Genomic DNA, 12,078 nt, shown 5'->3' with positions numbered 1-12,078 from the left:
AATTATGGTACTATCCGAAATATATGGGAAAGAAACAGGGGTGAGTATGAATATGATTTCAGAGGGCGAACTTTTGAAACATTCTAAAACCGGAATCATTGAAGTAAACGGCATAAAAAAGAAAGTAGAGTCACTAAATTATACTGTTGAATATATTAATAATGAATTAATAGGCATATTTTTTAGACAGGGCTTAAAATTTGGAATATTTAAAGCAATAGATGATAATAGGCCCAAGTTAGATACTGTTGAAAATATACTGCCGTATCCAAACAAAGACATTATAAATAAATATGTTAAAACAGCTTTGGCTTTAAAAATGCTATTTCTAACTGATGATGGATTTTTAGAGTTAAATCCTAGCTTTAAATATTCTTCAATATATCCTGATCATGAAAAACTTATTTCAGACCATTTTTCTAATTATGATTTTATATCTAGTTTAGTTCAGTATGCACTTATTGGATATGAACATCCAGAAGTTGTTTTAAATTTTAAAAAGGATGCAGATATTTGGGATATAATGTTAAACACGAACTACATGAAAACATGTAGGGATGTAATTTCAGAATACCTTGATCTTAAAGATGGAGATAGTGTTCTTGAAGTAGGGTGTGGTTCAAGAGCCCCTCAATATTATGCTTCAAAATTATCCCCAAACGGGTACTATATGGGAGTTGACGTCTCAAAAAAACTTATAAAAATTGCAGAAGGAAGGCTTAAAAGAAATGGATTAGATTGTGCTTCACTAAAGCCCTTAGACTTTTGTGAAACAATTTCTAAATATACGTATGATTATGTAATATGTGCCCACACTTTATCCTATACAGATTCTAAAAATTTATTTCTTAAAAAAATGATGGATTCGCTAAAAAAAGGCGGTAAACTTGTTATAATGGAAGAATTTTTCACTGAAAACCCTGCAGTAAATACGCCTTTATTTGAATTTTATAAGGGCCTTAATAAGTACTTTAAAGGTTACAACTCAAGGAAAGACATTTTAAATCAGCTAGAAATTTTAGGCTATGGATATAATTATGAGTTATTAGGTAATAATTGCATCGTAATAGAAAGGATTTAATAATTTGACTGCCTATAATAGTTACGTTTTTATTTTTTAAAGGTGGTCTAATGAAAGTTACGGTATATGGTGCGGGTAACCAGAATCTTTATGTTAATCAACTAAAGTTACCTGAATCGTTTGGTGGTACTGCCCCTTATGGTGGGAGCAGAATGGCGATAGAATTTGCAAAAGCTGGCCACGAAGTTATTTTAGCAGAAATTAATAAATCAAACCTAAACGATGAACAATGGAGTATTGTTGAAAGTGCAGGAGTAAATGTTGTATCTGACGATATTGAAGCTTCAAAAAATGCAGAAATCGCAATATTTTTCACTCCGTTTGGTAAAAAAACGGTTGAAATCGCTAAAAAAATTTTACCTCATCTTCCAGAAAATGCAATAATTGCAAATACATGCACAGTTTCTCCTGTTACATTATACGCAATGCTTGAAGTTGAATTAAGAACCAAACGAAAAGACATAGGTATTACTTCAATGCACCCAGCAGCAGTTCCGGGAACTCCTCAACATGGGCACTATGTAATAAGCAATAAGGCTACAAATGGTACTTCATATGCAAATGATGAACAGATACAAAAATGTGTACGGCTTACTGAAAGTGTGGACAAAGTGCCTTATTTAATCCCTGCAGATGTTTCAGCAACGGTTTCAGACATGGGTTCACTATTAACTGCAGTTACACTTTCAGGTGTTTTAGATTACTATTCGGTTGGAACAAAAATTATTAAAGCTCCAAAGAAAATGGTAGAACAGCAAATTTTAATGACTTTACAAACAATGGCATCCTTAGTTGAAACTTCGGGAGTAAATGGCCTTTTAAAAGCGTTAAATCCAGAATTACTTACAAAAACTGCATCATCAATGCATCTACTTGAAAAACAAAAAGATTTAGATGCAGCACTCGATATTTTAAAGAGCTTAGATGGTGAATTAAAGCACGCATCTGAAAATGCAGAAATAAAACCTACAACTCTTGTTGCAGCGCAATCTCTTGTTAAAGAATTAGAAACGTTAATTGGCGGGGCTGCAGCAAATGGTGCAATAAAAAGAAGTACTAGGAAGCTCTTCCAATAGGTGTAGTATGGTAAAAGAACTTAAAATTGTAGTAATGGGTTCAGAAGACGTTGGTAAAACATCACTCATGGATGCCTTAATTAAAAATGTTTCAAAAGTGGAGCATAAAGGAACTACTGTTGCAATTGACTATGGTAGAATTGAACTTCTAGATAAAAAATTGCATTTCTTTGGAACTCCCGGACAAGAAAGATTTGGGTTCATGAGAGAAGTTGCAATAGAAGGTGCCGACTACGGAATTTTGGTTCTTGATGCCACAATTGGCCTTAGAAACGTAGATTTAGAAATAATAAAAATGCTTTCTAAAAGAAAAATTCCTTATTCGGTATTTATTAATAAAATGGACTTATGTAATGAATCAAACGCATTAGAAATTAAGAAATCACTAGTAATCTTAGATGAAAATATTCAAAATATTATTCATGGGTCAATACGCCGAAAAGAGGGACTATCTGAAATATTCAATCAACTTAACATTATTTAGTGGGGTAATAGTATGATAGATAGAATTTTAGCAGATTTGAGTAAAACCGAGGGCATAAAAGGTTCGATGGTTGTTGGAAAAGACGGTTTAGTTATTGCATCACAAATTCCATCAAACCTTGATAACGAACTTATTGGTGCAATGGCTTCAGCTGCATTTGGTTCTGCGGAAAGAACTGCAAATGAAATTAATCAAGGAAACCTTGAACAAATGATGGTTGAAGGAGAATTTGGAAAAACTCTAATGACCGATGCAGGTGAAGGTATTTTAGTAGTTTTAGCCGATTCAAAAGTTAATCTAGGATTAATTAGAATTTCAATGAAAAAAGCTACTGAAAAAATAAAAGCTGCATTTTAAAATTTAATTTTCTTTTTTTTTACAATATTTGCTATTTGGATAAAATAATAATACATATATACTTATGAGACAATACGTAAGTATTGGGGATATGGATTTTAAATGTTTTCAGCAGTAGGGGGTTAAATAATCTCACTACTGTTCATACACACTCTTTTTCAATATAATTTACCCATTTAAAAATTTATTTAAGACTAATGAGATTCCATCAATATCTGAATACTCCATTTTTAAAACATCCATTTTTTTTACCTCAATTACAAATCCTTTTTTAAATATTCGTTCATACAATGGACACAAAGTAAACAATGATTTTCCATTATCAAGTTTTAGATTTTTTTCAACATTTTTAACGATATCTTTTGGGGTTTCACATTCTACAAAGACTGAAATGCCTTCTAAATCTTTAAAATATGCATTTTCAATATTATCCTTTAATATTTTTGAGAAGTTATTACACATCCTATACGTTTTTTTTGAACGCAAAGATTCTTCCTTTAAACTACCATAGATATTCTGCACTTTATAAGTCTTTAAAATATTTTTAATATCTTCTTTAATGTTATTTTCTTTCATTTTCTCAATTAATTCTTTTGAAATTCCTAAAAATCCTCCGTATTCACAATTTATTATTTTTGGCGAACCTGTTGAGCAGACAATAATATCCCCATATCCTGAGTCCCCTCCAATTTTTCCAGAAATATCCTCAATAAAAATAACCTCGTTTTCCATACAAACTTTTTTAATTTCCTTTAAAGGTTGTGGCGCAAGATATCCTGCAAGAGATGTTAAAAAAATCGATTTTATATCATTATCCTTTAATTTTTCAACCAATGTTTCAATATTTATAATTCCAAGGTCAGTTTCTATTTCTTCAATTTTTAACCCATTAAGTTTAGAATATATTTCAAAGCCTTTCCAACCGCCCATATCAGGAATTAATGTTTTTGAATTAATGTTTAATCTTGAAACTATTTTTGAAGCAATATTTATTGCAGAGTTTCCGGAAGGAAGTACTGTTAATTCCTTTTTAAAAGCTAATAAGTCATTTAAAATATAATTCAATTCTTCTAAATCCCCTTTTACTCGAATTTGGGATTCGATACATGGTTTTCTATGAGGTATAATCATACTATCACCAGAAAATAACATAACTATCATAATTTTTTTATATGATTTTAAGAATAGTATTCGAATGATATATATATTAGTTTTTCTAATAAGTATATAGTATCTTAAGTTAAGAATTAAGGCAAATGTGATAGATTATGGATCCAAAAATTAGTTATTTTCAAACATTTATTTACGCCTCAAAGACTAAAAGCTTTTCTAAGGCTGCAAAAAAACTTGGTGTTACCCAAGGAACAGTAAGTAACCACATATCTGTTTTAGAAAAGTATTTTGATGCACAACTATTTTTAAGAACTCCTGAAGGTGTAGATTTAACGCTTGAAGGAAACATCCTTTATGAAAATTCCGAAAAAATACTTGAAAGTATAAACAACTCAAAGCAACAGATGAGAATACTCCATGAACATCCTGAAGGAGTAATAAAAATTGCAGCAAGTACTACACCTGGAGAACACCTTCTTCCAAGTATACTTAAAGACTATACTAAAGAATATAAGGATGTTTCTTTTCAAATACAGATTACTGATTCTGAAAAGTGTTTTAAACTTTTAGAGGATAGGGTAGTTGATATAATTGCAGTAGGGAATATTTACGATAAAACATATGAAAGTATAGTAATCGGAAAAGACAGGCTTGTATTAATCGTTCCATCAGAACACCCTCTTTCAAAAAAATCGGTTGCAAAACTTGCAGACGTTTTAAAAGAAGACTATATTGATAGAGAAATAGGTTCGGGAACTAGAGAAATTTTGGTAGATGCATTACAAGAAAAAGGCTATTCAATGATGGATTTACACATAGTAATGAGCCTTGGAAGTACTTCTTCAATAATTACCGCAGTTTCCGAAGGTTATGGGGTAAGTATTCTTTCAGAAATTCCTGCAAGAAAAGCAGCTGAATCCGGGCAATTAAAGATAGTGCCGATTGAAGATTTAGACCTTACAAGATACCTATACCTTGTAAAGGGTAAAAAACCAAGAAATCCAAGTGCAATAAAGTCTTTTTGGGACTTTGTTTCTGGCCAGTAATTTTGAATTTTTATAAAAATCACTTAAAAAACCATATATATTTTTGTACAAAATAGGTTTGTAATAATTCATACAGATAAAACTAACTGGTGAATAGATGTTTAAAGCTACATGTAATTCAAGGGATTTTAAAAAAGTTATAAATGCGACAAGCAACCTAGTAGACGAAATTTGTTTTGAAGTAGATGAAACCGGAATTAAAGCAAGTGCAATGGATCCATCACACGTTGCCCTCGTAAGTATGGGGATGCCAAAAGAAGTTTTTGAGAGTTATGAGGGAGATATTCATGATATTGGTATTGATTTAGAAGCATTAAAAAAGATAATTGCAAGAAGTAAGGGGGATGAAAAGCTAATTTTGGAGCTTGATGATGAAAAAAATAAATTAAATGTTACTTTTAAAAGTAATGTTACAAGAAAGTTTTCAATTGCATTATATGATGTTTCATCAAGTAATTTAAAAGTTCCAGATATATCCTATCCAAATCAGGTTTCAATTAAGGCAGGGGCATTTGTTGAAGCATTAAAAGATGCGGAGCTAGTAAACGATCACATAACTCTTAAAGTAGATGAAGATAAATTTGTAATCTATTCAAAAGGTGATTTAAACCAGAGTGAAACTGTATTTGAAAATAACAATGACGAATATGAAACTTTAACTGAATTTAAAATGTCAGAACCTTCGAAAAGCACATTTAATTTAGCCTATTTAAAAGATTTAACAAAATCAACTTCAGCAGAAGATATTCTTAAAATATACTTAGGTTCAGACATGCCTGTAAAAATTGAATATGAAGTTAGCGGTTCTAAACTTGTATTTTTACTTGCACCAAGAATTGAATCTTAATTTAACTTTATTACTTTGATTTTTAAAAAGTGAAAGACATGTATAAAAAAATAAGGGATGCATTTTTTAACGAATTTTTAAAAGAGGGTTTAGGGGAATTACCTGAAAATTTTTACCCTGATGCAAAAAAATATATTGAAACAATAGACGACAATTTTAAACTTGAAAGGACGAAATATTATTTAATGGAACTTTTAAACATTCGTTATTACAAAATTAACTGCCTCAAGGAAAGCCCAAATAATACTACAAAGGATGAAAAAAAGCTTTTAAAATTTATTGAAGATATCCTCTTTGGTCGCTTAGATATTGAAGATATCTATAAAAAAGAGGATATTGATAAAAAAAAATTTAAAAATCAGCTTAATTTAGATACGGGGCATGAAAATGAAGGTGCATGTCAAAAACCAAAACCTATAAATACTGAAAGTGATATTGATATTGTAAGAGTCATCACTAAGTTCCCATGCTTTACGGACGGGAATTTGCAGTATATTTTAAACAAGAATGACATTATCTCTTTGGATAGGAAATTTTCAAAGATTTTAGAGAAACACAATGTGGTTAAACGGGTGAATGTCCATGAAGATGAAAAAAAAGATAAAAAGGTACTGTCCATACTGTAAGAAGCATACTGCCCATACAGTAGAGAAAGCTAAAAAAAGAAAAGCTAGTGAATTGAAATGGGGCCAAAGGCAGTTTAGAAGAGTAACTGCGGGGTACGGAGGATACCCAAGACCGTTACCAGGTGGAGCTAAGCCAATTAAAAAATTGGACTTACGATACAAATGTGCAGAATGTGGAAAAATGCACGAAAGGAGTAACGGCGGCTTTAGAGCAAGGATTTTTGAATTGGTAGACTAATTAAGAAAAACGGTGAGAAAAAATGCAATTAATCTCAAAACCTAAAAGCAGATTCTTAAAAGTTCAGTGTACAGACTGTAGCAACGAACAGGTTATATTTGGATGCCCTGCAACTGAAGTAAAGTGTACATCATGCGGAAAAATCATTGCTGAACCAAAAGCCTCAAAAGGGGCAATTAAGGCAAAGATTTTAGAAGTATTACAGTAAATCTTTTTTCTTTTTTCAAAAATTTTTAAAATAGCTTGAATAGTTTTATAAGTATTTAAATACTATATTGTGTATAAACTAGTCAGTATGCTATTTATAATTTAATCAAGGTGGAACTTATGCGGAAAGATTTTCCTGAAGAGGGAGATATTGTTATTGGAAATGTTACTGATGTGAAAGCATTTGGTGCATTTATCGAGCTTTTAGAGTACCCTGGAAAAGAGGGAATGGTTCATATTTCTGAAGTGTCTTCAGGATGGATTAAAAATATACGAGACCACATTAAAAAAGGTCAAAGAGTAGTTGCAAAGGTAATGAGGGTAAATCCCGGTAAAAACCAGATAGACCTTTCTTTAAAACGTGCAACTGACCAACAAAAAAAATCTAAGGTTCAAGAATGGAAAAAATTCCAAAGAGCTGAAAAATTACTCCAATTTGCATCTGAAAAGCTTGGAAAAACCCTTGAAGATGGATGGGAAGCTGTAGGTTACTTGTTAGTTGATAAATTCGGTGAACTTTACGATGCATTTGAATCAATGGTAATTGAAGGAAAAGAAGTATTAGATGAACTCGAAACTCCGGTTTCTAAAGAATGGGCAGATATGATTTATGAAGTTGCATGTGAAAACATCGAACTTTCAAACGTTAAAGTCGATGGAATTCTTACACTTACAACCACGGAACCTTCAGGGGTAAAAGTAATTAAAAACGGTCTTAAAAAGGCTTTCAAAGCAAACCCTTACGAAGACGTTAAGGTGAATATTACGTATGTCGGGGCTCCAAAATACCGGATAGAAGTAATTGCACCAGATTATAAGAGTGGTGAAGAAGTTTTAAGAAGAGTTGCAGAAGAAGCAATTGAGTATATTAAAGACTACAAGGGCGGACAGGGTAGTTTTGTTAGGGTAGAGGAGTAATCGATACCATGCAGATGAAAAAATGTCCAAAATGTGGCAAATATACTTTAAAAGAGTACTGTATTGACTGTAATGAAAAAGCAGGTACTGTCAAACCTCCAAGGTTTTCCCCGGTAGATAAATATGGAAAATACCGGAGAATGCTCAAAAAATCTTTAAAAAAATAGATGGATAAAATGGAATTACGATATAATTCAGGGAATATTTTAAACGAAGAAGTCCATAAAATTGGCATTATTGCACTTGGATCTTTTCTTGAAAATCATGGCTCAGCCCTACCAATAGATACCGATGCAAAAATAGCATCATATATTGGATTAAACGTTTCAATTTTAACGGGGGCTAAATTTTTAGGAGTAGTAATTCCATCTACCGAATACAGTTACGTAAAACACGGAATCCATAATTCTCCAAACGAAGTAGTCGAATACATAAAGATTATGATTGAACATTCCAAAAAAATTGGAATCAACAAGTTTTTAATAATAAATTGCCATGGCGGAAACACTCTTATTAAGGATTTAATTTCAGAGTTAAATGATAAAAAAACTTCCGTAATTTTGGAAAACGTATGTTTTACGCACGCTGCATTCGAAGAAATTGCAATTGGCTATGCTGTTGGAATACTTTCCGAGGATAAAATGAAAACTCACTCATTTAAAACTTATCCTGAAATAGGGATGATAGGGTTAACAGAAGCAAGACTGAAAAATACTGATATTGACAACGAAGCAAAAATTTTAGAAGAAAAAGGTGCAATTTTTCTTGATAAAAATTACGGTAAAACTCTTTTAAAAAATTTAATCAATAATCACGTTGAAATAGTGAAGAAAATGAGCGAAGGTGATTCAAATGTGGGAAGACTCCCCATCACACGTTTGTAGGGGTGGAGATTTACGGGGACTTGCATTTTGCTGCCCTCCTGTAAAATACTGCCCATTACATAACGCTTTAAAGTCTTTAGAAATGACTAACGACGAATTTTCAAAAATTAAGCAGGAATTTGGAAATGAAACTCGGCTTAAATATGGTAAGAATACCTGCTTTGGAAGTCTTGTATGGTGCTGCAAAATTACAAAACCATGTCCTTTTAGAGATAGTGCAATGCTTGCAATAGAAATGGGTGAAGACGAATATATGGAACTTAAAAAAAGTTTGTCTATTGAAGTACTCAAAAAAACCAAATTTTTAAAAGAAGGCGTAAAAACACTTACTGAAAAAGGAATTCCAAAAGATATTGCAGAAAAAGCTATTTTAGAAACGGGAGACTTAAAAAAGGCTTACGAAATTGCAAAAATAACTATTTCTTAATAAATTTCTTTTATTTTAGCGTTTTTAAATTCTTTCAGCATTTTAAATTCATTTTCCGTTATTTCATATATTTTAAATTCAGTATTATTTAATATACAGAAATTTTTTATCATTCGAAATGCTTTATCTCCTTCATATTCTTCTAAAAATGCCATTACGGGAACTTCATCTTTTGAAACAATAAACGCATTTTTTTCCACAATTTCAATAATTACGGGCCCTTTAGAAAAAACATTATGTAATGAATCATTTTTTACTATTTTTGGGGCCCTTGATTTTACCGTTTCCATTAACTCTTCGTAAGATACAAAATGTTTTAATAGGGATTCTGAATACTCTTTTAAAATTCGATTAAAATCATTTTTAGATATTTTTTCAGAAACTAATTTAACATCGCTTACTGCAAAAGTTGTTTTTATTTTATTTAATGCCTTTAAACCTTGTAAGATTTTATCTTTTTTAAAGTAAATTGCAAGAATTTCATCTTTGTTTGAAAAAATAATTAAACCTTGTTCTTCTTTATATTTTCTAGGGATTAAACTAATTTTAAAAAGCCCTTGGCCGGCATATTTTTCGATATTATTATAAATATCCACGAATACTTCTTCATCCATTTCAATACGGGTTTTTACATTTTCAGCCGTACAATTTGAAATTTCAGAATCTAAAACTTTATTTAATTCATTATATCCTGATTTAAATACTTCAATATGGAAATTATCTGATAATTCATTGAGAAGCCCCTTTAAATCTATTTTTCTACGATTATAGCTTGAAAATACTAGTTTTGAATTGATATAAAATAGTTTTGCATCATTTAGGTAGATTATCCCGGTAAAATCGTGTAAAATAGCAATCAATTCCTTTAATTCAAGGATTCCTCCTTTTTTAGAATAAATTTTTTCCATGTAAAAGTCACCATGAAATCATAAAAAACGGCGCAGGGGGGGAATCGAACCCCGAATTCCGACGGAACTCGACGGATCTGAAGTCCGCCCTCATCTACCAAGATAAGCACCCCGTGCCACGAAGTAATTATAAACTATTTTTAAAAGTATATAAAGTATTCTATATAGAATTTAGAAAATGAGTTTTATTTTTTTAATGACTGGTGAATATTTAAAATATCACTTAAAATTGCAGAAGCGGTTTCAACGTCACCTGCTCCCGTCCCTACGACTACAATATCGTTTGCAAGGTCAGTATTAAACATTGCAACGTTAAGACTCCCTTTTACGTTTAAAGGATGGTCAATAGGTACCAATTTTGGACAAACTTCAAGTTTTTTATCAGTCACCTCCCCAATTAGTTTTATCGCATAGCCCCCTTTATTTGCCATCAAAAGAGATTCAGGAGTTATTCTAGTAATTCCTTCGAGAACAACGTCATTAATTGTTACTTCTCGCCCCATAATTGAATTTGCCAATATTGCGAGCTTTGCAGCAGTATCAAGTCCGCTTATATCTTGATGAGGGTTTGTTTCAGCAATTCCAAGTTCTTGAGCCTCTTTTAAAACAGTATTAAAATCAAGCTGCTCTTTTTCCATTTTTGTTAATATATAGTTTGTAGTGCCATTTAAAATTCCTTTTATTGACTTTACACGATTTCCTGCAAGTGTTTCTTTTGCAAGATTTATTATGGGGGTAGCACCGCCAACTGATGCTTCATATCTTAAAATTACCCCGTGTTCTTTTGCAACTCCCGTAATTTCCTTGAAAAATAGTGCTAAAGGCCCTTTATTTGCACTAACAACGTGTTTTTTAGTTTCGAAAGCTTTTAACATGTACGATTTTGCAGGTTCTCCGGTATGAATATTTGTTGGGCTTACTTCAATAACAATATCTGCGGGAACTGACTCTATAACCTCAATTATTCCGATATTTTGTCCAAATTCTGGATAACTCGCAATTTTTCCAGTTTCTTCTTTTATTTTTAAAGCAAGTTCTAAATCAAGACCTTCCTTATTTATCGCAGCTCCACTGCTATCACAAATTGCAACAACGCTCAAATCAAGCCCGTATTTTTCAAGAAGGTGGTTCTTTTTAAGGTTTATTACCTTTAAAACACCTTTTCCAATAACTCCAAATCCTACAAGTATAATCTTCATAAAATATCCCCTAGCATGATTTAATAAATAACAAACCTTTTTCTTTTGATATTTTTTCAAATTCTTCATATAGTTGATTTAAATTTTCACTATCAACAATTACCCTCATTTTTGCAGAAGATTCCGCTTCAGGAGTTGGCATAGTAAGATTTAAGTCTACAACAAGCCCTATTTTATTTAACCGGTCTATCGTATCAAGTACGTCCGTATCAACGATATGCCCAATTACAACAACATCAAAATTTATCTTTTTAACCTTTTCATTAATTTTAGCAACGACCACATCTAATTTTTCTAGGTCTAAGACGATAGTGTTTAAAATATCTTCATTTAGCTTTTCAAGTACGACTTTTACTGGAACTCTTCCATCATCAGTTTTATTTTCACGAAGATGTATTACACTAAAAATATTTGCTCCTGCAGATGAAATTGGCTGCAATGCTTTTAAAAGCTCTCCAGGGGAATCTTTAAGCTCTAAATCAAGAAATATCATTTTTTCACCATTGATAATTCGGCTACAACCAACATATTTTCAATAGTCTTCAATTATGCAAAACAACTATATATACATCAACATCCGTTAAAGAGCAGTTTTTGAAAAAATAAGCATACCTTAAAGTTAGATAACTATTTTAAAATATTTAAAAAAGAATAAAACGGAGGGTAT

Annotated in this window: 17 protein-coding genes and 1 tRNA gene; 13 read left to right on the top strand and 5 right to left on the bottom strand. The window is 31.4% G+C overall.

Annotation, left to right across the window (positions count from 1 at the left end; all coding sequences use genetic code 11):
• Positions 1 to 4: 4 nt before the first annotated feature.
• From MEVAN_RS05210 to MEVAN_RS05195, 4 genes are read left to right on the top strand one after another with little or no spacing between them, the layout of a single operon-like run.
• Entirely contained in the window at positions 5 to 1,081 is a 1,077-nt protein-coding gene (locus tag MEVAN_RS05210; RefSeq protein ID WP_012065851.1) for a class I SAM-dependent methyltransferase, read from the top strand.
• 50 nt (positions 1,082 to 1,131) lie between these two features.
• On the top strand, positions 1,132 to 2,157 hold the full coding sequence (locus tag MEVAN_RS05205) for a H(2)-dependent methylenetetrahydromethanopterin dehydrogenase-related protein (protein ID WP_012065850.1): 1,026 nt from the start codon (positions 1,132 to 1,134) through the stop codon (positions 2,155 to 2,157).
• A gap of 7 nt (positions 2,158 to 2,164) precedes the next feature.
• Positions 2,165 to 2,641 carry a GTPase domain-containing protein gene (locus tag MEVAN_RS05200; RefSeq protein ID WP_012065849.1) on the top strand — a complete coding sequence of 159 codons (477 nt, stop codon included), beginning with the start codon at positions 2,165 to 2,167 and terminating at the stop codon, positions 2,639 to 2,641.
• Between the two features lie 12 nt (positions 2,642 to 2,653).
• Positions 2,654 to 2,998, top strand: a complete 345-nt coding sequence (locus tag MEVAN_RS05195; protein WP_012065848.1) for a roadblock/LC7 domain-containing protein — start codon at positions 2,654 to 2,656, stop codon at positions 2,996 to 2,998.
• Positions 2,999 to 3,166: 168 nt separating this feature from the next.
• Here the strand turns inward: MEVAN_RS05195 and MEVAN_RS05190 are convergent, their stop codons facing one another.
• Complete coding sequence (locus tag MEVAN_RS05190) at positions 3,167 to 4,129, bottom strand: PLP-dependent aminotransferase family protein (protein WP_012065847.1); 963 nt, start codon at positions 4,127 to 4,129, stop codon at positions 3,167 to 3,169.
• Positions 4,130 to 4,266: 137 nt separating this feature from the next.
• Here MEVAN_RS05190 and MEVAN_RS05185 point away from each other — a divergent pair, with 137 nt between their 5' ends.
• The 9 genes from MEVAN_RS05185 (at position 4,267) to MEVAN_RS05145 (ending at position 9,304) form a co-directional block, all read left to right on the top strand.
• Positions 4,267 to 5,157 (top strand): selenium metabolism-associated LysR family transcriptional regulator, encoded by an 891-nt coding sequence (locus MEVAN_RS05185; RefSeq protein WP_012065846.1) that lies wholly within the window; start codon positions 4,267 to 4,269, stop codon positions 5,155 to 5,157.
• Positions 5,158 to 5,254: 97 nt separating this feature from the next.
• Positions 5,255 to 6,004: a DNA polymerase sliding clamp gene (locus MEVAN_RS05180; RefSeq protein ID WP_012065845.1), complete on the top strand. Its 750-nt coding sequence runs from the start codon at positions 5,255 to 5,257 to the stop codon at positions 6,002 to 6,004.
• Positions 6,005 to 6,042: 38 nt separating this feature from the next.
• The gene (locus MEVAN_RS05175) at positions 6,043 to 6,630 is read left to right on the top strand and encodes a hypothetical protein (RefSeq protein ID WP_012065844.1); all 588 of its coding nucleotides are present in this window, start codon (positions 6,043 to 6,045) and stop codon (positions 6,628 to 6,630) included.
• Positions 6,587 to 6,868: a 50S ribosomal protein L44e gene (locus MEVAN_RS05170; RefSeq protein ID WP_012065843.1), complete on the top strand. Its 282-nt coding sequence runs from the start codon at positions 6,587 to 6,589 to the stop codon at positions 6,866 to 6,868. Before MEVAN_RS05175 ends, MEVAN_RS05170 begins: the two co-directional genes overlap by 44 nt.
• Before the next feature lie 22 nt (positions 6,869 to 6,890).
• The gene (locus tag MEVAN_RS05165; protein ID WP_012065842.1) at positions 6,891 to 7,076 is read left to right on the top strand and encodes a 30S ribosomal protein S27e; all 186 of its coding nucleotides are present in this window, start codon (positions 6,891 to 6,893) and stop codon (positions 7,074 to 7,076) included.
• Positions 7,077 to 7,195: 119 nt separating this feature from the next.
• Positions 7,196 to 7,993 (top strand): translation initiation factor IF-2 subunit alpha, encoded by a 798-nt coding sequence (locus tag MEVAN_RS05160; RefSeq protein ID WP_012065841.1) that lies wholly within the window; start codon positions 7,196 to 7,198, stop codon positions 7,991 to 7,993.
• A gap of 8 nt (positions 7,994 to 8,001) precedes the next feature.
• Positions 8,002 to 8,160, top strand: a complete 159-nt coding sequence (locus MEVAN_RS05155; RefSeq protein ID WP_012065840.1) for an RNA-protein complex protein Nop10 — start codon at positions 8,002 to 8,004, stop codon at positions 8,158 to 8,160.
• Positions 8,161 to 8,877, top strand: a complete 717-nt coding sequence (gene arfB / locus MEVAN_RS05150; RefSeq protein WP_012065839.1) for a 2-amino-5-formylamino-6-ribosylaminopyrimidin-4(3H)-one 5'-monophosphate deformylase — start codon at positions 8,161 to 8,163, stop codon at positions 8,875 to 8,877. It begins immediately after the preceding gene.
• Positions 8,846 to 9,304 (top strand): methanogenesis marker 9 domain-containing protein, encoded by a 459-nt coding sequence (locus MEVAN_RS05145; protein ID WP_012065838.1) that lies wholly within the window; start codon positions 8,846 to 8,848, stop codon positions 9,302 to 9,304. The genes arfB and MEVAN_RS05145 overlap by 32 nt, the downstream gene beginning before the upstream one ends.
• Here MEVAN_RS05145 and MEVAN_RS05140 read toward each other — a convergent pair.
• The 4 genes from MEVAN_RS05140 to MEVAN_RS05130 form a co-directional block, all read right to left on the bottom strand.
• Entirely contained in the window at positions 9,301 to 10,212 is a 912-nt protein-coding gene (locus MEVAN_RS05140) for a hypothetical protein (protein WP_012065837.1), read from the bottom strand. The genes MEVAN_RS05145 and MEVAN_RS05140 overlap by 4 nt on opposite strands.
• Before the next feature lie 28 nt (positions 10,213 to 10,240).
• Positions 10,241 to 10,330, bottom strand: a tRNA-Sec gene (locus MEVAN_RS08905).
• A 67-nt stretch (positions 10,331 to 10,397) separates the two neighbouring features.
• Positions 10,398 to 11,411, bottom strand: coding sequence for a homoserine dehydrogenase (locus MEVAN_RS05135; protein WP_012065836.1), 1,014 nt, complete (start codon positions 11,409 to 11,411; stop codon positions 10,398 to 10,400).
• Positions 11,412 to 11,421: 10 nt separating this feature from the next.
• Entirely contained in the window at positions 11,422 to 11,904 is a 483-nt protein-coding gene (locus tag MEVAN_RS05130) for a hypothetical protein (RefSeq protein WP_012065835.1), read from the bottom strand.
• Positions 11,905 to 12,078: the final 174 nt, after the last annotated feature.

The sequence above is a fragment of the Methanococcus vannielii SB genome, from assembly GCF_000017165.1.
GTDB classification, from domain to species: Archaea; AGJL01; Methanococci; order Methanococcales; family Methanococcaceae; genus Methanococcus; species Methanococcus vannielii.
The sequence above is the reverse complement of the archived record's forward strand: the minus strand, read 5'-3'. Positions and strand labels throughout refer to the sequence as shown.

Excerpts from the sequence above, each read along its gene's own strand:
- MEVAN_RS05210 (WP_012065851.1), top strand. The coding sequence starts at position 5 with ATGGTACTATCCGAAATATATGGGAAAGAAACAGGGGTGAGTATGAAT.
- MEVAN_RS05205 (WP_012065850.1), top strand. The coding sequence starts at position 1,132 with ATGAAAGTTACGGTATATGGTGCGGGTAACCAGAATCTTTATGTTAAT.
- MEVAN_RS05200 (WP_012065849.1), top strand. The coding sequence starts at position 2,165 with ATGGTAAAAGAACTTAAAATTGTAGTAATGGGTTCAGAAGACGTTGGT.
- MEVAN_RS05195 (WP_012065848.1), top strand. The coding sequence starts at position 2,654 with ATGATAGATAGAATTTTAGCAGATTTGAGTAAAACCGAGGGCATAAAA.
- MEVAN_RS05190 (WP_012065847.1), bottom strand. The coding sequence starts at position 4,129 with ATGATTATACCTCATAGAAAACCATGTATCGAATCCCAAATTCGAGTA.
- MEVAN_RS05185 (WP_012065846.1), top strand. The coding sequence starts at position 4,267 with ATGGATCCAAAAATTAGTTATTTTCAAACATTTATTTACGCCTCAAAG.
- MEVAN_RS05180 (WP_012065845.1), top strand. The coding sequence starts at position 5,255 with ATGTTTAAAGCTACATGTAATTCAAGGGATTTTAAAAAAGTTATAAAT.
- MEVAN_RS05175 (WP_012065844.1), top strand. The coding sequence starts at position 6,043 with ATGTATAAAAAAATAAGGGATGCATTTTTTAACGAATTTTTAAAAGAG.
- MEVAN_RS05170 (WP_012065843.1), top strand. The coding sequence starts at position 6,587 with ATGAAGATGAAAAAAAAGATAAAAAGGTACTGTCCATACTGTAAGAAG.
- MEVAN_RS05165 (WP_012065842.1), top strand. The coding sequence starts at position 6,891 with ATGCAATTAATCTCAAAACCTAAAAGCAGATTCTTAAAAGTTCAGTGT.
- MEVAN_RS05160 (WP_012065841.1), top strand. The coding sequence starts at position 7,196 with ATGCGGAAAGATTTTCCTGAAGAGGGAGATATTGTTATTGGAAATGTT.
- MEVAN_RS05155 (WP_012065840.1), top strand. The coding sequence starts at position 8,002 with ATGCAGATGAAAAAATGTCCAAAATGTGGCAAATATACTTTAAAAGAG.
- arfB (WP_012065839.1), top strand. The coding sequence starts at position 8,161 with ATGGATAAAATGGAATTACGATATAATTCAGGGAATATTTTAAACGAA.
- MEVAN_RS05145 (WP_012065838.1), top strand. The coding sequence starts at position 8,846 with ATGTGGGAAGACTCCCCATCACACGTTTGTAGGGGTGGAGATTTACGG.
- MEVAN_RS05140 (WP_012065837.1), bottom strand. The coding sequence starts at position 10,212 with ATGGAAAAAATTTATTCTAAAAAAGGAGGAATCCTTGAATTAAAGGAA.
- MEVAN_RS05135 (WP_012065836.1), bottom strand. The coding sequence starts at position 11,411 with ATGAAGATTATACTTGTAGGATTTGGAGTTATTGGAAAAGGTGTTTTA.
- MEVAN_RS05130 (WP_012065835.1), bottom strand. The coding sequence starts at position 11,904 with ATGATATTTCTTGATTTAGAGCTTAAAGATTCCCCTGGAGAGCTTTTA.